The following is a 19493-nucleotide window of genomic DNA, read 5'->3' as shown; positions in this document are numbered from 1 at the left end:
ACAGTAGATAGGGCTGTAGCCACTTCAGGTTGTGGATCCAGAGGACGAACATGAAGCGTGGAATCATCGTTCTAGTCTCTGCCGGGGTTCTGGCTGTTGCCGGCTACGTGACCGCCAGCAAATGGGCGATCCGGCACGAGACGCTTCGCTTCCATGACGCATCCCGCGAAAACCGCCTGGTGGAGGTGGATATCGCGGTTCGACGCGACAAGGAAATGCAGGCCGACGCTGGAATGATCAAGCTGCCGGTCGCGATCCTCAATCACGGCAATACCGTCAAATTCACCGAATATTCCTTCCTCGCGAACGTCTTTGCCGCGCGAGGCTACATGGCGGTCAGCATCCAGCATGACCTGCCGAGCGATCCGCCGATGGTCACGAAGGTCGGCGAGCTCTATGTCGGCCGCCTGCCGCAGATCCAGCGCGGTGTCGCCAACATCAAATTCGCCGTGGAGCAGATGCGCGAGGTTCAGCCGAACGCCGACTACGACCATCTGACCATCGTCGGGCATTCGATGGGTGGCGATATCACGATGTACTTCGCCAAGCAGTATCCTGACGAGGTGCGCAAGGTGGTGACGCTCGACAATCTGCGCGTCCCCTTCATCACCAACGGCAAGGTCAAGATCCTGTCGTTCCGCTCGAAGGATCCGCAATTCAAGACCGACCCCGGCGTGCTGCCGAGCGACGACGTCTGCGAGAAGGCCGGGATCACCGTCGTGAAGACCGACTTCCAGCACAACGACATGCGCGACACCGGTCCGGATGAGGCCAAGTCGTCGATCCAGGCCATGCTCGACAAGTTTCTGGCCGACGCCGACAGCTCAAGCGACCTCGCCCCGGTAAAGACCAAGTCGCCGCTGACCGATCCCGGCCCGGTGGCGCCCTATGCACCGACTGCACAAGCGCCGGCGAAACAGCTGACCCACTAGTCGGGGCATTCCGGAGCCTACAGCGCCGTGTTGAACGTCGTGGCGCGGCTGCCCACATTCTGTGCGCAGCTTCGCGAGCGATGATGACGACAGACCCTACCAAGATCCGCCCAGGCGACGTGGCCTCGTCCAATGCGAAGGCCGGTGAAGGCAGCTTGCCAGACCCAGCGCCGTCGAGCGCAGCCTCGATCGCCGATTTCGTCGCCAAGGTACGCGCGATGGCGCCGAATGCCGTGGGCGCGCGTGGCCGTCTCATCTTCGCGCTCGACGCCACGATGAGCCGGCAGCCGACCTGGGACATGGCTTGTGGGTTGCAGGCCGACATGTTTCGCGAGGCCGCCTCGCTCGGCAGCCTCGACATCCGCCTGATCTATTATCGCGGCTTCAACGAATGCCGCGCCACCCGCTGGATTTCCGACAGCGGCGAGCTTGCGCGCCTGATGACCAAGATTGATTGCCGCGGCGGCAATACTCAGATCGGGAAGGTGCTGAGCGAGGCGCGCCGCGATGCCACCGCCTCCGGCGTAAGGGCGCTGGTGTTTGTCGGCGATGCCATGGAAGAGAGCGTAGACGAGCTCTGCACCAAGGCCGGTGAGCTCGGCATCCTCAAAGTTCCGATTTTCATGTTCCAGGAAGGCACCGATCCCGGGGTCGAACAGGCGTTCCGCGAGATCGCGCGGCTGAGTGGCGGAGCCTGGTGCCGGTTTGATCCCGGTGCAGCGGCCCAGTTGCGCGAGCTGCTGCGCGCCGCTGCCGCCTATGCAGCCGGCGGCCGCGAAGCGCTGATGCGGCTCTCAGCGCGGCAGCCCAGCGCGGCGCACCTGCTCGAACAGATGAAATAGGCGCGCAGGCCTCCGATAGGACGAACCGATGCTTGGTTGTGTGCCGGAGGTTCGCGCAATCTCCATCCTGCTTTTTGCCGCGCTGGCGATTATATTCAGCCCATGACTCTGGTCGCAGGCGCTGTCGCCGTCATCACCCTTTATTTGCTGCTGCAGATGTTTCGCGCGGCAAATCCTGCTGCGCTCGCTCGGGCGATCAAGCTCGTCGGCGGAATTCTGTGCCTGGCTGTCGCCGCCTTCACCGGGATTCGCGGTGAATTCGTTGTGGCTGTTCCGATTGGGCTGTTCGGCGCCGGCCTCTTGGGCTGGACGCCTTCCGGTCTCGGCGGGTTCGGAAGCCTGTTCGGAATGGGGGCGTCCCGATCTGCGGGCAGCAACAGCTCGCGGGTGCGCTCGCAATTCATCGAGATGATGCTTGATCACGACAGCGGGCAGCTCGCCGGGCGATTCGTCGCCGGTCCGCATGCAGGCCGCTCGCTGGACGATTTCGATCTGCCGCAGCTCGCGGCGATCATCCCGACGCTCGACGTCGACAGCGTCGCGTTACTTGAAGGCTATCTGGACCGCCGGTTTCCCGCTTGGCGTCAACACGCGGAGCGAGATACGGCAGCGGGGCAGGGCCGCGCGGCGTCGAGCGGCAAAATGACGGACGAGGAGGCCTATCAGATCCTTGGCCTGCAGCCGGGGGCGGGACGCGACGAAATCGGGCGTGCCCACCGTGCGCTGATGAAGAAACTGCATCCCGATCAAGGGGGGTCGACGTATCTCGCCGCCAGGGTAAACGAGGCCAAGGATACTCTGCTTCGCACGCATCACGGCTGACTCCGGCAACGCCACTCACGCCACAAGACCGAAACTCCGCTTTCATCGCCTGCTCTGTCGACGCCAGCGGTCGCCCGCCGTTACCAGGCGTGCTCGATCCTTCATGGTGAAAAAGTTCTAGCTGCAATTTCTTGACGAGAGGTTTGCGCCGGCCTCTTGCAGGCCCTCTCGTGGAGAGGCCCAACGAAAAAGGCCCGTGCGGTGTGGCGCACGGGCCTCATCAAGGAGATCCTGGTGATCTAGTTATGCACGGTCATGCAGGAGATGTCGGCGCGCTTCAGCTTCTTGCAGACCGCTTCGGCCTGATCGCGATCGAGACCGGCGAAGCGGGCGCGGATCAGGGTCTTGTCGCCCTTTGAGACCGTTTCGGTGAACGGATCGGCCTTGCTGAGCAGGCCCTGAGCCTGGCTGCGCGCGGCTTCGATCCGCTTCTGCGCCTCCGCTTCATTGTCGAGCGCGCCGACCTGAACGATCCAGCCATTGTGGGTCACGGCGGCTTTCGCAGCCACTTCCGGCGCCGGAGCCGCAGAGGCTTGCTGGATCGGTGCCGGGGCTTGCGGGGCGGGTGCGGGGGCGGCATAGGCCATGGCCTGCGACGAGGACGGCGGCAGGCTCGAGGCCGGCAGCACGCCGAGGATGCCGTTGCCGGTACCGTGCCCAGGCGGCTGCGGCGGGAGGTCGGCACGCTGTGGTTCGGGACGATAGGCATCGCTTCGTGCCGGCTCGACCGCATCGTTGCGCGGCGTCGGCACGGGCGCGACCGGCTGCGGGGCCGCCGAGGCGAGCTTCACCGCACCAGCCTTGACCTGAACCGTCTTCACTCTGACCGGCTTCATCGGCTCCGTGGAGCCGGGAATGATCGACATCGGCTGGCTGTCGATCACGCCCGAAGTCATCGGAGCCGGTTCGGCCTTGGCTTCGGTGCGGATGTCGGCCTTGATGTCGGTCTTGGCTTTGTTGTCCCTGGGCTGCGCCGGCGGCAGCGCCGCGGTCGCCTCCGAGAGGGCTGAGATGATCTTGGTGGCACGGCTCGGGGCGGGAGCCGGCGCATCAGGGGTAGCCGAGGCGAGTTGCATGCCGCCTTGATCGGCGGTGTCGGTCGCGGCGTCGGATCCGCTGCGTTCGGTGACGGCCACAGCCGTCCGCTTGGTTGCGGCCTTGTCGAGGTTCTCGGCGAGCAGGCTGCGCATGATGGCGTCACGCGATCCGCCGCTGCGGCCGCCCAGCACGACGCCGATCAGGAATCGGTTGCCCCGATGCATCGAGGTGACGAGGTTGAAGCCGGAGGCGCGGGTGTAGCCGGTCTTGATGCCATCAACGCCTTCGACGCTGCCGAGGAGGTGATTGTGCCCGGTGATGGTGTGGCCGCGGAAGTTGAAGGCCGTCGTCGAGAAATAATGATAGTAGCGCGGGAAGCGGTCCTGCAGTGCACGGCCGAGGATCGATTGGTCGCGGGCCGAGGTGACCTGTTCGTCGTTCGGCAGGCCGGAGGCGTTGCGATAGACCGTGCGGCTCATGCCGAGCGCATGGGCCTTGCGGGTCATCATCCTGGCGAAATTGTCTTCGTCGCCGCCGATCGCCTCGGCGATCACGACCGCGGCGTCGTTCGCCGAACGCGTGATCAATCCCTTGATCGCATCTTCGACCCTGATGGTCTGGCCGGGCCGAAGACCGAGCTTGGTCGGATCTTGTTCTGAAGCGTGCTCGGAGACGGACATCTCGGTATCGAGCTTCATCTTGCCGGCATCGAGACGCTCGAACAGCAGATAAAGCGTCATCATCTTGGTGAGCGAAGCCGGATGCCGCAGCCCATCGGGATTGGTCGCCGTCAGCGTCGCTCCGGAATTGCCGTCGACGATGATGGAGGAGAAGGAGGGGCTGTAGCTGCCTTCATCATTACGCGGCGAATGATGCGCAGTGTGATGACGCCGATGGTGCCGACGTGCTTCGGCGCTGTCGGTCGTGAAGACCGCAACGGTCGTGAGCGTGAGTAGCCCGTAGACGCCAACCCGCACCAGGCGCGAGGAAGCCAAGTTTTTGCGAAGCATGAAATCCCCGTCCAATTTCCGACTTGATCACCGGCTCGTGAGGCGAAATTGTGCCGAACGCTCCCGTGACATTGAGCCTGTCCGGGCTGCCGATTGGCCGGTAAAGATGGCCAGAAATCGAAAGGCCGGACTGAAGTGTTGTTAAGGTGCTGTTTTGGAACAGCTTTGTAGACCTGCCGAACGCCGACAGGGCCATCGGGAAGGTTAGGGCGAGCGGGTTGCCAAAAGATTAAAGAAATCTTGCGGGGATCTCAGGAATATGGCCCTAATGCCCTGAATTGTGCATTGCACAAGATTCTTGATTTTATTGTGCGGTGCAGGATATATGACAATGCGCCTCAGGAGAGCAAAAGCTTGTCTTGTGAGCGCTTCGGTCAGGGAAAGGGATGCCATGTTTAAGGTCGAAGACTTCCAGAACTACGGCAAGGAGCAGTTCGAAACCGTCGTGAACTCGGCGACGACCGTGCAGAACGGCCTGCATGCAATAGCCACCGCTTACGGCGACTACACCAAGAAATCGTTCGAGGACACCAAGTCCTTCGTCGAGAAACTCTCGGGCGTGAAGTCGCTCGACAAGGTGCTCGAAGCGCAGAGCGAATACGCCAAGTCGGCCTATGAGACCTTCGTTGCAGACTCGCAGAAGATCGCAGGCCTCTATTCGGATCTCGCGAAGCAGGCTTTCAAGCCGCTCGAAGGTTTGGCTGCCAAGTTCACCCCGCCGGCCGCTACGCACTAAGCCGCCCGCGTCATTCGGGGACACCAAAAAGCCCGGCGAATGCCGGGCTTTCTTTTGCCGGTTCTGTCGTGCTGACCGATGTCATGACGCGACACGCAGCTTCGAAATTTCCTCGACGGCGTTCCGCGTGCGTCTGCTGTCTGGATGAACTCGGCGATGATCCGGCAAGGTCGTTGCCGCTCGCGCCATCCTGCAGGAACTCCGTGGTCGTGTAGAGGTGCGAGAAGGGACCGGCGTTGCTCGATCCCGATAGGGTTCTGGGCATCGCGGTCTTGGTCGCCATCAGTGTGAGGCGAAGCCGCGACGATGTCGCTGCTCAAGAGCGCGGCGCCAGGTGGTCTGTCGTCTTGCAGGTGGTCTGTTGTCTTGAAGGCAAAGCAGGACTGGACCGGTGATGGAGTCGGTCACGAGGTGCAGCCGGGCAGAGGAAGCTGCCGAGATTTCGGGCTGCGCCGTTGGACGGATGGACAAGCGCCCGAGCAGACTGCGGCGAACCTCGGGAGTCGATAACTTGCTCGCCAGAACAGGTTCCTCCCCAATTCCCACTGAATCCGCTTTGTAAAATCCGGACGAATTGTTTAACCTCATCGATCATCGCCGAGGTCGGAGAATCGGTGCTGGCGGAAGCGCGTTCGACCGCGATGTGCGCTTGCGGCAGACCGGTAACTGACCCATATTCCTGATGTCGGACCGGTCGGCTGGGATAAGGCGATTTGGGAAGCAGGTCCGGGCTGCCAACGTGGCCCCGGCGGGACAAGGTGGGAACCTGTTAGGGATCCCGCAACGGTATCTAACGCGTGTGCCATGTCGCAGCTAACGTCCAGATTTGATCTGTCAAAGCCTCTCCCAGTGCCCAGGATGAGCAGCAACGAGAATCGGCCCAGCGGCAATAACGGCCCCGCCACCTCGGTCATCACCAAGGTCAAGCCGAAGACCAAACGCCCGAACCTTTATCGCGTCCTGATTCTCAACGACGATTACACGCCGATGGAATTCGTCGTTCACGTCTTGGAAAAGTTTTTCAACAAGGACGTTGAGGCGGCGACCAAGATCATGCTCCATGTCCACCATCACGGGATCGGCGAATGCGGTGTCTTCACCTACGAGATCGCTGAGACCAAAGTGACTCAGGTGATGGATTTCGCGCGCAAGCACCAGCATCCGCTGCAATGTGTGATGGAGAAGAAGTAGGAATATCTGGCCGAAATCGGCCCTATCTATCAGGCGACTGAAGCCGGAGCGGGCTCAGCCGGCCAATCTCCGGACTTTTGCGGCCTTTTCTCGAGTCGGCCGCGCCTTCACGCCATCGTCTCGCACATGATCGCTCCACGAATGCAGCGGAAGAGCGAAATCTGCCGACGACAAGAGCGATTCAAATCGGCGTCTGCGCCCGCCGTCACACTCGGAACGGGTTTTGCATTAACGATCCGGTGAAAGGGCAATCGGGTGGCTCGACCGGTCTTTTGCCGCACTCGATTATAACTATATTTGACGAAGGTTGTTGTTGCCTGACCGGGCGGCGGCGATCATGATGCCAGGGGGCCATAGAGGACGCGCATGCCGACTTTTTCTCAAAGCCTTGAACAATCCCTGCATCGTGCGCTGGCGATTGCCAACGAGCGTCATCATCAATACGCGACACTGGAACACCTCTTGCTGTCCTTGATCGATGACTCCGATGCAGCGGCCGTGATGCGCGCATGCAGCGTCGATCTCGACAAGCTGCGCGGCAGTCTTGTCAACTATCTCGAAACCGAGTTCGAAAATCTGGTCACGGACGGCAGCGACGACGCCAAGCCGACCGCAGGCTTCCAGCGCGTAATCCAGCGCGCGGTGATTCACGTCCAATCCTCCGGCCGCGAAGAGGTGACGGGCGCCAACGTGCTGATCGCGATCTTCGCGGAGCGCGAAAGTCATGCCGCGTATTTCCTGCAGGAGCAGGACATGACGCGCTACGACGCCGTCAACTATATCAGCCACGGCATTGCCAAGCGGCCGGGCGTCTCCGAGGCACGCCCCGTGCGCGGCGTCGACGAGGAGACCGAGAACAAAGGCAGCGAGGACTCCAAGAAGAAGGGCGAGGCGCTGGAAACCTATTGCGTCAACCTCAACAAGAAAGCGCGTGACGGTAAGATCGACCCGGTCATCGGCCGGAACTCCGAGATCAACCGCGCCATCCAGGTGCTGTGCCGCCGCCAGAAGAACAACCCGCTGTTCGTGGGCGAGGCGGGCGTCGGCAAGACCGCGATCGCGGAAGGGCTTGCCAAGCGCATCGTCGACAGTGAAGTGCCGGAAGTTCTGGCGGCCGCGACGGTGTTCTCGCTCGACATGGGCACGCTGCTTGCCGGGACCCGCTATCGCGGCGACTTCGAGGAGCGCCTGAAGCAGGTGCTGAAGGAACTCGAGGCCCATCCGAACGCGATCCTGTTCATCGACGAGATCCACACCGTGATCGGCGCCGGCGCCACTTCTGGCGGCGCGATGGACGCGTCCAACCTGCTGAAGCCGGCGCTGGCCTCCGGCACGATCCGCTGCATGGGCTCCACGACCTATAAGGAGTACCGCCAGCACTTCGAGAAGGACCGCGCGCTGGTGCGGCGCTTCCAGAAGATTGACGTCAACGAGCCGTCGGTCGAGGATGCGATCGCGATTCTGAAGGGGCTGAAGCCGTATTTCGAGGATTATCACCGGCTGAAATACACCAACGAGGCGATCGAGGCCGCGGTGCAGCTGTCGTCGCGCTACATCCACGACCGCAAGCTGCCGGACAAGGCGATCGACGTGATCGACGAATCCGGTGCGGCACAGATGCTGGTGTCCGAGAGCAAGCGCAAGAAGACCATCGGCATCAAGGAAATCGAGACCACGATCGCATCGATGGCGCGGATCCCGCCGAAGAGCGTGTCGAAGGACGATGCCGAAGTGCTCAAGCACCTTGAGCAGACCTTAAAGCGCGTCGTGTTCGGCCAGGACAGGGCGATCGAGTCGCTGTCGGCGTCGATCAAGCTCGCCCGCGCGGGATTGCGCGAACCCGAGAAGCCGATCGGCTGCTACCTGTTCTCGGGCCCGACCGGCGTCGGCAAGACCGAGGTCGCCAAGCAGCTCGCGGCCACCTTGGGTGTGGAACTGTTGCGCTTCGACATGTCCGAATACATGGAGCGGCATACGGTGTCGCGCCTGATCGGCGCACCTCCCGGCTATGTCGGTTTTGACCAGGGCGGCCTGTTGACCGACGGCGTCGACCAGCATCCGCATTGCGTGGTGCTGCTCGACGAAATCGAGAAGGCCCATCCCGATCTGTACAATGTGCTGCTACAGATCATGGATCATGGCCGGCTCACCGATCACAACGGCAAGCAGGTCAACTTCCGCAACGTGATCCTGATCATGACCACGAATGCGGGCGCGGCCGACATGGCCAAGCAGGCGTTCGGCTTCCATCGCTCCAAGCGGGAAGGCGACGACCACGAGGCGATCAACCGGCAGTTCGCGCCGGAATTCCGCAACCGGCTCGATGCGATCGTGTCGTTCGCGCATCTGTCGGTCGACGTGATCGGCATGGTGGTCGAGAAGTTCGTGCTGCAGCTGGAAGCTCAGCTCGCCGACCGCGACGTCACCATCGAGCTGTCGGAGCCGGCCAAGGCCTGGCTGATCCAGCATGGCTATGACGAGCAGATGGGCGCGCGTCCGATGGGCCGCGTGATCCAGGAGCACATCAAGAAGCCGCTGGCGGACGAGGTGCTGTTCGGCAAGCTGAAGGGCGGTGGGCACGTCCGTGTCGTCCTGGTCAAGGACGAGGCCAATCCGGAGCTCGAGAAGATCGGCTTCGAGTTCGTCGAAGGTCCGGTCACGCCGAAGTCGGAAGTGCCGGCGGCCCGCAAGCGGAAGCCGAAGTCCGGCGGATCCGGCGGCGGCTCCAAGGGCCCGGCCTCGAAGGGACCGCTGGTCAAGGTCTGAGCGGCGCCAAGCCCTAGAAGACATCGCACTGCAAGAGGCCGGCCATTGCGCCGGCCTTTTTGCGTCCGGCGAGTCTATGCGCATTCGACAGGCCTGCCGAGTTGGATCGGTCGCAGCCTCCGCCGGCCGTCGTGGCTACTCGCCCTTCAGCCGCTGGCCATCCCGCACGCGGACATGCTCGGCGCCCCTGGCACCGACGGGAGACAGGCGGAGCATGCTGAGCATGGCGCCGAGCAGCGCGAAGCCCACGCCGGTGGCGAGCGACAGCCGCGTGCCCTCGATGGGGCTGACCGCCAGGAACATCGCAACCAGCGCCGCGCCCATGGTCTGGCCCAACAGGCGCGCGGTACCGAGCATACCGCTCGCCCCACCAGAACGTTCGCGCGGCGCCGCAGCGATCATGGTGCGGTTGTTCGGGGTCTGGAACAGGCCGAAGCCGAACCCGGCCAGCGCCATTCGCCAGACCACGTCGATCACCGCGGGCTGCGACGGCAACAGCGCCAGCGCGCCGAGGCCGCAGGCGAACAGAAACAGGCCGACACCGCCGAGCAGACCCGCCGGGAAGCGTTCGACCAGCCGCCCGGAGATCGGCGCGGCAAAGGCGACCGCAATCGGCCAGGGCGTGATCAACAGGCCGATCTGTACCGCGGAATAGCCAAAGTGGCTTTCGAGATAAAACGGGATCGCCACGAAGGCGAGCATCTGTCCGCAGAAAGAAGCGATCGAGGTCGCGATCGACAGCGCAAAGATCGGGATGCGCAACAGGTCGAGCGGCAATAGCGGCGAGGCCATGTGGGTCTCGCGGTAGTACAGTGTCACCCCGGAGATGACCGCGACGGCGAACTGGATCGCGCAGGTCAGGAGCGCTTCACCATGGCCGAGACTGTCGATCGCGGCGATGCCGAAGCCGAAGGTGAGCGCGCTCAAGGCCGCGCTCTGCCAATCGAACATGTGGGGTGAACGCTGCGTGTGCGGCAGACAACGCGCGCCGAGCGCGAACGTCACAAAGCCGAGCGGCACGTTGATTGCGAACAGATAAGGCCAGGTCCCGACCGAGAGAATGCCGGCCGCGATGGTCGGGCCGACCGCAGCCGAGATCGCAACCACCATGGCATTGATGCCGATGCCGCGGCCCAGCAACGCATGCGGATAGATGAAGCGCACCAGCGCCGAGTTGACGCTGAGGATGCCGGCCGCACCAAAGCCCTGCAGGATGCGGGCGAGCGTCAGCAGCAGCAGCGTGTGCGACAGGGCGCAAGCCGCCGAGGCGATGGTGAACAGCACGAGGCCTGCGAGATAGACCCGCCGATAGCCGATGATCTCGCCGAGCGAGGCCAGCGGCAGCAGCGAGATGGTGACGGCGAGCTGGTAGCCGTTGACGATCCAGATCGAGAAGGCCGGGCTTGCGTTGAGATCGCGCGCGATCGTCGGCAGCGCGACATTGGCGATCGCACCGTCGACCACGGCCATGACGATCCCGAGCGCAATCGTGACGATCGCCCAGCTACGCTGCGGCAGCGGAAGGCCATCGGGATATTCGAGGGCAGTGGCACTCATCCGTGAAATGGCTCCAGGACGCTTGGCAAGGCGCTTTGCCCCTGCGGTATCCGGTGCGGATCGCGACGGGCAACGGACCGAGCAGGCGTCAGTTCCCAGAGCGGGCCCGGCCTCGCGGGGTCATTTCGCCTTCGGCCGGGCCTGGATGGCCTTGAGATAGTTGACCACCGCCTCGGCGTCGGCGCGATTGAATTGGAAGGTCGGCATGTCCGGATGGATCGTCGACAGCCCGGCTTGCAGGCGCTCTGCAAAGTCTTCGTCGTAGAGTTTGTCGTCGCCAAAGCTGCGGAAGGGCGGGGCATCGGGGTGTGGGCTGGTCCCAGTCTGACCCACCGCATGGCATCGACTGCAAAGCGTTTGCAAGAGCGCTTTTCCTCGGCTCTGCTCGCCATCCAGCGCATGGCTGGCGCTGGACGTCATGGCCAGCAGCAAAATGGTGTATCCCGCTCGTCCTATCATGGTCTCATCCGCGTCAGGGCAAAGCGGCGCATCCGATCGATCCCGGCACCGGCCGAATTGTTCAAGGAATCGGCACGTGTCTGACTTTAGCGCGCCGGGCTGCTGCGCCGCCACTGGCGTGGCGACATGCCAAACTGTTCGCGAAAGACACGGCCGAAATGCGAGGCGTCGTTGAAGCCCCAGGCGAAGGCGATCTCGCTGATCTGCCGATGGGTCAGCGCCGGCGCGGCGAGGTCGCGCCGACACACTTTGAGCCGCTCCGACAGCAGGAAGCGCTGGAACGACAGCCCTTCATCCGAGAACAGATCGTTGACGTAGCGCGCAGACAGCCCGAGCTCGCGCGCGACCACCGGCAGCGAAAGATCGGGATCGGACAGGTGCGTGCGAACATGCGCCTTGATGCGATAGAGCAGCGCCGCGCGATGGCTGGAGACCGGCAGAGGCTGGGTTTGGAGCCGCTCGGCCAACGTCATGGCCAGCAGGTCGGCAGCCTGGTCGGACAATCGCTCGGCGTGCTCGGCGCCGATGTGATCGGCGCGCTCGCACAGCTTGACGATGAAATCGTAGACAAGGGGCTGGAGCGGGCTGTCGGCGCCGAAGGTCATTGCCGTCACCGGTTCGGTGGGGCCGATTCTGCGCTGCAGCATCTGACGCGGCAGCTTGAACACGATCTGCTTGAAAGCGGCGTCGAACTGCAGCTCATAAGGACGCGTCGTGTCGTAGATCGCGAACTCGCCGGGCCGGATCACCGTGTCGCGGCCATCCTGGACGACGCCGCCGATCCCCTCACGCCCCAGCGCGACCAGCACGAAGTCTGCATCTGAGCGGGAAATCCGTTGATGGGTGCGGTGAACGCGCTGCTGGTCCGAGCACACTTCGGAGCACACGGCCTCGCCAAAAGCCGCATAGGTCACGCTGCCCCGAAAGGCGCTGCCCAGATCGGACCTGCAGTCGAGGCCGACATAGACATCGCAGACGATGTCTTGCCACATCGCCAGTCGGCGGTGAGCCGGGCTTTGGTCCGTGGTGAACAGGATCGGCATCGGTCCGTCTCCTCCTACACCTGTGTCGATTGGATATCCGGCAATGCAGCAAAATCCGGGCCGGCCGGACGGTTGGCCGCGGTCGTAGTCGAATTTTCGTTCCCTGCGAGACGAGCGCGAATGACGGCCGGGGTCAATAGTGCGCGCGATCGTGGTGCGGCGGGATGCGCCGCAATTGGCAGCAGGAGCAGCGGCGATGGGTATCGTCTATCCGAAATACAAGGTGGCGGTGGTGCAGGCGGCGCCTGCCTGGCTCGACCTGGACGCCTCGATCCAGAAGACAATCGGGCTGATCGAGGAAGCGGCAGACAAGGGTGCCAAGCTGATCGCATTCCCGGAGGTCTTCATCCCCGGCTATCCCTGGCACATCTGGATGGACTCGCCGGCCTGGTGCATCGGGCGCGGATTCGTGCAGCGCTATTTCGACAATTCGTTGTCCTATGACAGCCCGCAGGCGGAGGCCCTGCGTGTCGCGGTGCGCAAGGCGAAGCTTACGGCTGTGCTCGGCGTTTCCGAGCGCGATGGTGGCAGCCTCTACATCGCGCAGTGGCTGATCGGTCCCGATGGTGAGACCATCGCGAAGCGCCGCAAACTGCGGCCGACCCATGCCGAGCGTACCGTATATGGCGAAGGCGACGGCAGCGACCTCGCCGTCCACGCGCGGCCCGACATCGGCCGGTTAGGCGCGCTGTGCTGCTGGGAGCATCTGCAGCCGCTGTCGAAATACGCGATGTATGCCCAGAACGAACAGGTTCACGTCGCGGCATGGCCGAGCTTCTCGCTCTACGATCCGTTCGCGCCGGCGCTTGGCGCCGAGGTCAACAATGCAGCGTCGCGCATCTATGCGGTGGAAGGCTCGTGCTTCGTGCTGGCCCCGTGCGCCACAGTCTCGCAGGCGATGATCGACGAGCTGTGCGATCGCCCCGACAAGCATGCGCTGCTGCATGTCGGCGGAGGTCACGCCGCGATCTTCGGTCCTGACGGCAGCTTGCTGGTCGAGAAGCTGCCGCCCGAGCAGGAAGGTCTGCTGATCGCCGAGATCGACCTCGGCATGATCGGCATCGCCAAGAATGCCGCCGATCCGGCCGGGCACTATTCGCGTCCCGACGTCACGCGGCTGCTGCTCAACAACAAGCCGTTCAGTCGCGTCGAGCATTTCTCGTTGCCTGGCGACCATGTGACGCCGGCCGCTCCGGCCGGAGAGGTTGCAGTCGCCCGGTCGGGCGAAGCGGCTTGAGGGGAGGGGATCATGGAGTCCGCGATACCTCCACATCTGATCACCGCGCGCCGTCGCCATCGCCGTGTGGATGACGATTACAAGCCGCCTTACCCGTCATTCGTCGCCCGCTACAAGCCCGGCGTCGCCCGCGTTGTGATGGCTTATTTCGGCCAGCAATATCGCGGCGAGGTGCCGCTGACGGCGGCCTCCTCGACGGCGGACTTCGTGAAGCTCGTATCGGAGGCGCATGGACCATCGCATTGGGACCATGCGTACTATGTCGACCAGGCTGGATTCGCGAACGAGGTTTTCGTCGCCTATTGGGACGACGTCGCGCGCTTCGACGCGTGGTTCGTGCCGGCGCGCGCCGCCTGGACCGGGTCCGGCGTCGACGGTGTCGGTCGATTCATCGAAGTGCTGCGGCCGGCGGTCGATCGCTATGAGACGTTGTTCTCCTCGCTGGGCCGGCCCGAAGGCGTCGCGGTCATTGCCGGGGGGATGAGTGGGGAGGTGCTGGAGCATGCCTATTGGGGCGGAATGCGCGACCGCATCCCGCTGTCTCTGACCGACGAGATGAGGTCCTCGGGCAAGCCGACTTTGCTACAGGACGGACCGCGCCTTCGCGTCCTGGCCGCGGACAATCTCTGCATGATCCGCTCAGGCCAGGACTGGAGCGACACGGACACGGCCGAGCGCCGCATGTATCTGGAAGACGTCGAGCCGGTCCTGCGCGAGGGCATGGATTTCCTGCGCGACGATGGGATCTCGATCGGCTGCTACGCCAATCGTTATATGCGACTGCGGGGACCCGATGGCGCGCTGACCGAGAAGTCCTACGGGCAGAGTTGGTGGCAAAGTCTGTCCGCGCTGGAGCGCTGGGCGGAATCGCATCCGACCCACGTCAGGATCTTCGGAGCGGCGATGAAGTATCTGTCATCACTCGGTCCGGCCGCGAAGCTTCGGCTCTATCATGAGGTGACGGTCGCGGCCGCCGATGAGCAGTTCTTCGAATATCGCGGCTGTCACCCGAAGACCGGGATGCTCGCCGCGGTCGGCTGACTGGCCAGGGCCGAGACGGAGTGCGCTACCACCGTCCGGTCACCTTTCCATGGACGTAAAGCACGGCAAGGCCGATTGTGACCAGGATCGAGAAGATCAGGACGATGCGGTCCCAGCGCAGCGGCGTCTCGTCGTCCCTGCTGAAGGTCAGCAGCGCGAACAAGGCTTTGAGAGGTGCGCGGCGCATCGGACCCTTCTCCGTAGAGAATGTTCCAGGAGCGTGAAAGCGCCGCGGCCCGGGACGTTCCGGCGTGCGGCTTAACCCAGTCGCTGCGCCACGACTCGAACTGCAGATCGAGTCGAGCTTTCTGCCACCCTATCATTTCAACGGGCAGATGCGCGAGGGAGACGCCGATTCCGTGGCTGCGCCGACCCGTGTCCCCTCAGGTGCCAGCTTCAGGCGCCGTCGGGGCGGGCCGGCGCTGCCGCGCTGGCCGTGCCGGTGCTGCGGCTCTGTGCGGCTGCAGCGTGACGATCACCGGGTTCGGCTTATGATCGGTGGCCGCTCCGGTCGCGGCATCGACTCCCATCCCGATCAGACCGCCCGCGAGGATATTGCCGGCGAAGCCGGCCGCGCCTGCGGCCGGAATGTCCTTCGTCAGCGGCACGATCTGGGTCTCGTAACCGTCCTTGGCGATCGAGACCGAGATGTCGGCGTTTCGCTTGGCTACGAACGCACAAGGCGTACTACACGTGAGCGGCGCCTCGAGTCCTGAAACGGTCGCTTCCGCGCCGGATGGTGTCGAGGAGACACTAATCGTTTCCGTTGTCCCCCGCGTTACCGACGCACAACCGCCCACGATGGCGCAAAGCGCCAAGCACCACAAAACACGCATTAATAGTCGTCCCCCAGAACCCCGCAGCAATCAACCGCAACCGAAGCGTGAGGGCAAGAAGAAAAGCCCCGCGCTCATAAGGGTTCTTGGGAAAACCTGTTAGCTGTTGCTCTCGCGCAGTCCCTTCGCAATCAGCTTCTGCGCATCGAACTCGGCGCGCCGCCGCGCCAATTCCTCCGGGCTGAGCAGCGCGGGATTGCTGTAGTCGCGCTTCCAGCTCGCGTCACTGCTCCAGCGCAGCGGTGATTGCATGGTGGTCTGCGGGCCGGGCGCGCTTTCCAACAGCTGCAACGCCAGCGCGAGCGTCAGGGCCTGCGAGCCGACATCGTGCGGCTTGCCCGCGGAATTGCCGAGCGGGAAATCCGAAAACAGAAAGCGGGGCACGGCGACATGCTCGACGATGTCCTTGGCGCAGCCGATGACGACGGTCGCGATGCCGTTCGCTTCCAGATGCCGCGCCACCAGGCTTACGGTCTGGTGGCAGACCGGACAGTTCGGCACCAGCACGGCGGCATCCACGGCATCGGCCCGGCAGCGCGCCAGGATCTCCGGCGCATCGGTCTCGATGGTGGCGCGATGGCTGCGATTGGTCGGCGCGCCGAAAAAGCGCGGTGCGACCTCGCCGACGCGACCCTCGCGCGCGAGCCGAATGAGTTGGGGCAGCGGGAACCAGGTGCCGGAATCCTCGGCGGAGGTGTGAACGCGGTCATAGGCGATGTGGGAGATGCGCAGATCATGCGGCGCCGACGTATCGCCATCGTAGACGGAATAGAATTTGGCGGCGCCGTTGTACAAAGCACCGGGTCCCTGATCGCCCTTGGCGGGATCGTAGGGCGCAGCCGTCGTGACGATGGTCACGCGGGATTCACGAAGCGGTTTCTTCAGGGTTTGAAATGGCGCGGATGTGTAGTGCGCCCAGCGATAGGGCGTGTCATAGCCGATCGCGAGGTAGTAGTCCCGGGTGCGCGCCATATAGGGCAGGGGCACATCGTCGTCCGGCGCGAAGCCGAACCGATCGTCGGCGGCGGTCATGCCTGACGTTCCTCCGTGATGTCTCGTCGGCTCGGGTGAAATTGCTAACCCCGGCCCCCGCGTGTCAAGCCGTCGCGTCGAGGAACTTGGGGCCTGCAATTGCTTTGAGGTGGGGAACGCCGACGGGGTTTCGAACCGGTAATTCGACCTTTGCAGATGTACAACGTGATCCGCGTCTTCTGTATCGGCCTTTATCTGGCGTTCATAGCGCCGGCAGACGTGTTTGCTGAAGACGTCGCCAAGCCGCCTGTGGCCGAGCCTCCGCCGTCTCTGTCTTCGCCGCCAAGCTCCGCTGAACCCGCCAAGGACGCCGCGAAACGGGATGCAGCGCAGCCAGAGCCCGGCGCAGCCGCGCCGGATAAGGAGGCCAAACGTGACGATCCCAAGGAGAGCGATACGCGCGAGGCGATCTGCCTGATGATCGAATCTGCGGCCCGGGCCAACAACCTGCCGCTCGAATTCTTCGCCCGCGTGATCTGGCAGGAGAGCCGCTTCCAGCCGGATGCGGAGGGGCCGGTCACGCGCAGTGGCCGGCGCGCGCAGGGCATTGCGCAGTTCATGCCGGGCACCGCCGACGAGCGGCGGCTGCTCGATCCTTTCGATCCCGTGCAGGCGCTGCCGAAATCGGCCGAGTTCCTGGCCGAGCTGCGCGATCAGTTCGGCAATCTCGGGTTGGCCGCGGCGGCCTATAACGCCGGACCGCGCCGGGTGCAGGACTGGCTCGCGGGCAAGGGGCAGATGCCCTATGAGACCCGCAACTATGTCTCGGCCATCACCGGCGCGACCGTCGACGATTGGGCCGCCGCAGGCAAGGGCGGCAAGGCGCCGCCGAGCCCGCCGCCGACCTCGTGCCATCAGCTGATGGCGCTGCTCAAGCGCGCGCCGAATCCGTTCGTCACCCAGCTCGAGCAGCATGTGGCGCTCGCCGCGGCCAAGCTCTGGGGCGTGCAGCTTGCCGCCGGCTTCGACCGCAACAGGGCGCTCGCGATGTATGCGCGAGCGATCAAGGGCCTTAGCGCGATCGTCGGCAATCGCGATCCAAGCCTGCTCTCGTCGGTGATGCGCACGCGCGGCTTCCATCCGTTCTACCAGGTGCGGATCGGCGCCGACACGCGCGGTGAGGCCGACGACCTCTGCAACCGTATCCGCCGCGCCGGCGGCGCCTGCTTCGTGCTGCGCAACAGGGGCGTCTGACCAGCGATCGGTTCACCTGCGCTGACCCTTGCGAGCATTGAAAAATAAGATGAATCGAGCGCCCGCGCTGAAATCGGCCAGAGGGGCTTGTAGATAAGAGCATATGCTCTTATCTTGCCCAGTTACGAGCATATGCTCTCGAATGAAAAGGATCGTCATCATGAGTGAGGCCGAGTTTCTTGTGAGCGGCGCCACCGGACGCACCGGGGGAGCCGCCGTCGACGAACTGCTCAGGATGGGCAAGCGGGTGCGGGCCTATGTGCGCAAGGACGATGAAAAGGCCGCTGCTCTGCGGTCTCGCGGCGTCGACATCGCGGTCGGTGATTTCACCGATATCGACGACATCCGTGCGGCAATGGAAGGTATCCGGTCGGCCTACTTCCTTCATCCGATCGCGCCGGGAATTATCAGCGCCTCCGCCTATTTCGCGCAGGCTGCGAAGGAGGCAGGCGTCACCGCGATCGTCAACATGTCGCAGATCTCGGCGCGGCGGGAAGCGGTGAGCCACGCGGCGCAGGATCACTGGCTTGCCGAGCGGGTGTTCGATTGGTCGGGTGTCGCGACGACGCATCTGCGTCCCACCTTCTTTGCCGATTGGCTGATCTATCCACATTGGGGTCGCGAAATCTGGGCCAAGAAGACGATCAGTTTCCCATTCGCCAACGGCCGTCACGCGCCCATCGCGAGCGAGGACCAGGGGCGGGTCATCGCGCATATCCTGGCCAATCCGAGAGGGCACGAGGGCAAGATCTACACGCTCCATGGTCCGGTCGAGATGAACCATACGGAGATCGCCGCGGCCATGAGCGAGGTGTTGGGCGCCAAGATCGACTACGCGCCGAGCTCGATCGAGGAATTCAAGCAGAAGATGGAGCAGTCATACAAATTCCCGCCGTTCCTGGTGCAGCACCTGGTCGAGGTTGCCCAGAACTATCGGGATGGCATCTTCGCGGGCACGAACGACAATGTCGAAAGGATCACCGGGACCCCGGCGCTTTCGGTCCAGGCTTTCATAAAGAAGCACCGGAACGTGTTCGCGTGATGTGCGCAGCGCGTTCGGACCATTGACGGAAATCGAGAGGACAGAGAAATGCTGCAGGCCGACCAACCATTGAGGATCGATGCGTGCAACTGCAACGCGGTGAGAAAGGCGAGCCGGCAGATCACGCGATTCTATGATGCTCATCTGGAGCCGACCGGCCTGCGCATCACGCAATTCCTCATCCTGGCTGCGCTCGCCGAGGTGGGGAGTGCTGCGATCAATCCTCTTGCCGAACGCCTCGACGTCGAACGGACGGCCATGGGCAAGATGGTCGGCCTGCTGGAACGCGACGGTGTGATCAGGCTTCGGCCGTCACCCACTGACGGCCGAAGCCGCCTGATCGAGCTCACTGAAAAAGGACGTCGTCTTCACGCCGAGGCATCGCCTCTCTGGCGCGAAGCCCAGCGACAGTTCGAGCAACTGAACGGCGCCAAGAATGTCAAGGAGCTCCGGCAGGGTTTGAGACAGATGGTCGTCGGCCCTTCCTGAGACCCGGGGCATCTCTGGCTGACCTGAGCGCGCGGCGCCAGCCGGGACAGCTTTTCGCTTGCGGTGGGCCGGGGCTCGCTTGGTCCACAGAGTGCCATCGGCATTGGCCCGGAGATTCGACAGGAACGTGGACAAGCGGCCGCCGACCACCGTAACGGCATTGGATGCGATTACCGCAGGGCCGCAGGCGCCGCGCGACGGTTGACGGCACCCGCTCTCCCCAGCC

Annotated in this window: 19 protein-coding genes; 11 read left to right on the top strand and 8 right to left on the bottom strand. The window is 63.7% G+C overall.

What is annotated here, in order from left to right:
• Nucleotides 1-50 precede the first annotated feature (50 nt).
• From BRAS3843_RS06335 to BRAS3843_RS06325, 3 genes are all read left to right on the top strand, one after another.
• Nucleotides 51-932 carry an alpha/beta fold hydrolase gene (locus BRAS3843_RS06335; protein WP_008967944.1) on the top strand — a complete coding sequence of 294 codons (882 nt, stop codon included), beginning with the start codon at nucleotides 51-53 and terminating at the stop codon, nucleotides 930-932.
• Between the two features lie 83 nt (nucleotides 933-1015).
• Nucleotides 1016-1774, top strand: a complete 759-nt coding sequence (locus tag BRAS3843_RS06330) for a hypothetical protein (protein WP_035980972.1) — start codon at nucleotides 1016-1018, stop codon at nucleotides 1772-1774.
• A 102-nt stretch (nucleotides 1775-1876) separates the two neighbouring features.
• A complete protein-coding gene (locus tag BRAS3843_RS06325; protein WP_008967942.1) occupies nucleotides 1877-2596 on the top strand; it encodes a DnaJ domain-containing protein in 720 nt (239 codons plus the stop codon).
• A 239-nt stretch (nucleotides 2597-2835) separates the two neighbouring features.
• Here the strand turns inward: BRAS3843_RS06325 and BRAS3843_RS06320 are convergent, their stop codons facing one another.
• Complete coding sequence (locus BRAS3843_RS06320; RefSeq protein ID WP_008967940.1) at nucleotides 2836-4644, bottom strand: serine hydrolase; 1809 nt, start codon at nucleotides 4642-4644, stop codon at nucleotides 2836-2838.
• A gap of 391 nt (nucleotides 4645-5035) precedes the next feature.
• Here BRAS3843_RS06320 and BRAS3843_RS06315 point away from each other — a divergent pair, with 391 nt between their 5' ends.
• On the top strand, nucleotides 5036-5380 hold the full coding sequence (locus BRAS3843_RS06315) for a phasin family protein (RefSeq protein ID WP_008967938.1): 345 nt from the start codon (nucleotides 5036-5038) through the stop codon (nucleotides 5378-5380).
• 10 nt (nucleotides 5381-5390) lie between these two features.
• Here BRAS3843_RS06315 and BRAS3843_RS40555 read toward each other — a convergent pair whose 3' ends face one another.
• Nucleotides 5391-5663, bottom strand: coding sequence for a hypothetical protein (locus BRAS3843_RS40555; RefSeq protein ID WP_139024753.1), 273 nt, complete (start codon nucleotides 5661-5663; stop codon nucleotides 5391-5393).
• 575 nt (nucleotides 5664-6238) lie between these two features.
• Between BRAS3843_RS40555 and clpS the strand changes: the two genes are divergently transcribed.
• Nucleotides 6239-6571: an ATP-dependent Clp protease adapter ClpS gene (gene clpS / locus BRAS3843_RS06310; RefSeq protein ID WP_008967937.1), complete on the top strand. Its 333-nt coding sequence runs from the start codon at nucleotides 6239-6241 to the stop codon at nucleotides 6569-6571.
• Nucleotides 6572-6937: 366 nt separating this feature from the next.
• Nucleotides 6938-9337, top strand: a complete 2400-nt coding sequence (clpA, locus tag BRAS3843_RS06305) for an ATP-dependent Clp protease ATP-binding subunit ClpA (protein WP_008967936.1) — start codon at nucleotides 6938-6940, stop codon at nucleotides 9335-9337.
• Between the two features lie 135 nt (nucleotides 9338-9472).
• On the opposite strand, the gene BRAS3843_RS06300 is transcribed toward clpA, so the two are convergent.
• The 3 genes from BRAS3843_RS06300 to BRAS3843_RS06290 form a co-directional block, all read right to left on the bottom strand.
• Nucleotides 9473-10894, bottom strand: coding sequence for an MFS transporter (locus BRAS3843_RS06300; RefSeq protein ID WP_008967935.1), 1422 nt, complete (start codon nucleotides 10892-10894; stop codon nucleotides 9473-9475).
• 120 nt (nucleotides 10895-11014) lie between these two features.
• A complete protein-coding gene (locus tag BRAS3843_RS06295; protein ID WP_008967934.1) occupies nucleotides 11015-11353 on the bottom strand; it encodes a cytochrome c in 339 nt (112 codons plus the stop codon).
• A gap of 86 nt (nucleotides 11354-11439) precedes the next feature.
• Entirely contained in the window at nucleotides 11440-12396 is a 957-nt protein-coding gene (locus BRAS3843_RS06290; RefSeq protein WP_008967933.1) for a helix-turn-helix domain-containing protein, read from the bottom strand.
• 196 nt (nucleotides 12397-12592) lie between these two features.
• On the opposite strand from BRAS3843_RS06290, the gene BRAS3843_RS06285 reads away from it, so the two are divergent.
• Together BRAS3843_RS06285 and BRAS3843_RS06280 are read left to right on the top strand one after the other, a co-directional pair.
• Nucleotides 12593-13633, top strand: coding sequence for a carbon-nitrogen hydrolase family protein (locus tag BRAS3843_RS06285; protein ID WP_008967932.1), 1041 nt, complete (start codon nucleotides 12593-12595; stop codon nucleotides 13631-13633).
• A 12-nt stretch (nucleotides 13634-13645) separates the two neighbouring features.
• Entirely contained in the window at nucleotides 13646-14674 is a 1029-nt protein-coding gene (locus BRAS3843_RS06280) for a phenylacetaldoxime dehydratase family protein (RefSeq protein ID WP_008967931.1), read from the top strand.
• A gap of 25 nt (nucleotides 14675-14699) precedes the next feature.
• Here the strand turns inward: BRAS3843_RS06280 and BRAS3843_RS41350 are convergent, their stop codons facing one another.
• The 3 genes from BRAS3843_RS41350 to BRAS3843_RS06270 all read right to left on the bottom strand — a co-directional run bounded on the left by BRAS3843_RS41350 (nucleotide 14700) and on the right by BRAS3843_RS06270 (nucleotide 16542).
• Nucleotides 14700-14861: a hypothetical protein gene (locus tag BRAS3843_RS41350; protein ID WP_008967930.1), complete on the bottom strand. Its 162-nt coding sequence runs from the start codon at nucleotides 14859-14861 to the stop codon at nucleotides 14700-14702.
• Nucleotides 14862-15057: 196 nt separating this feature from the next.
• Nucleotides 15058-15510 (bottom strand): PEGA domain-containing protein, encoded by a 453-nt coding sequence (locus tag BRAS3843_RS06275; RefSeq protein WP_008967929.1) that lies wholly within the window; start codon nucleotides 15508-15510, stop codon nucleotides 15058-15060.
• 99 nt (nucleotides 15511-15609) lie between these two features.
• The gene (locus BRAS3843_RS06270; protein WP_008967928.1) at nucleotides 15610-16542 is read right to left on the bottom strand and encodes a glycine/sarcosine/betaine reductase selenoprotein B family protein; all 933 of its coding nucleotides are present in this window, start codon (nucleotides 16540-16542) and stop codon (nucleotides 15610-15612) included.
• Nucleotides 16543-16698: 156 nt separating this feature from the next.
• Here BRAS3843_RS06270 and BRAS3843_RS06265 point away from each other — a divergent pair, with 156 nt between their 5' ends.
• From BRAS3843_RS06265 to BRAS3843_RS06255, 3 genes are all read left to right on the top strand, one after another.
• Nucleotides 16699-17736: a lytic transglycosylase domain-containing protein gene (locus BRAS3843_RS06265; protein ID WP_008967927.1), complete on the top strand. Its 1038-nt coding sequence runs from the start codon at nucleotides 16699-16701 to the stop codon at nucleotides 17734-17736.
• Nucleotides 17737-17896: 160 nt separating this feature from the next.
• Nucleotides 17897-18778 carry an NmrA family NAD(P)-binding protein gene (locus BRAS3843_RS06260; RefSeq protein ID WP_008967926.1) on the top strand — a complete coding sequence of 294 codons (882 nt, stop codon included), beginning with the start codon at nucleotides 17897-17899 and terminating at the stop codon, nucleotides 18776-18778.
• A gap of 48 nt (nucleotides 18779-18826) precedes the next feature.
• Nucleotides 18827-19267 carry a MarR family transcriptional regulator gene (locus tag BRAS3843_RS06255; RefSeq protein WP_008967925.1) on the top strand — a complete coding sequence of 147 codons (441 nt, stop codon included), beginning with the start codon at nucleotides 18827-18829 and terminating at the stop codon, nucleotides 19265-19267.
• Nucleotides 19268-19493 lie beyond the last annotated feature (226 nt).

It is taken from the genome of Bradyrhizobium sp. STM 3843, assembly GCF_000239815.1.
In the GTDB taxonomy this organism is placed as follows: domain Bacteria; phylum Pseudomonadota; class Alphaproteobacteria; order Rhizobiales; family Xanthobacteraceae; genus Bradyrhizobium.
The sequence above is the reverse complement of the archived record's forward strand: the minus strand, read 5'-3'. Positions and strand labels throughout refer to the sequence as shown.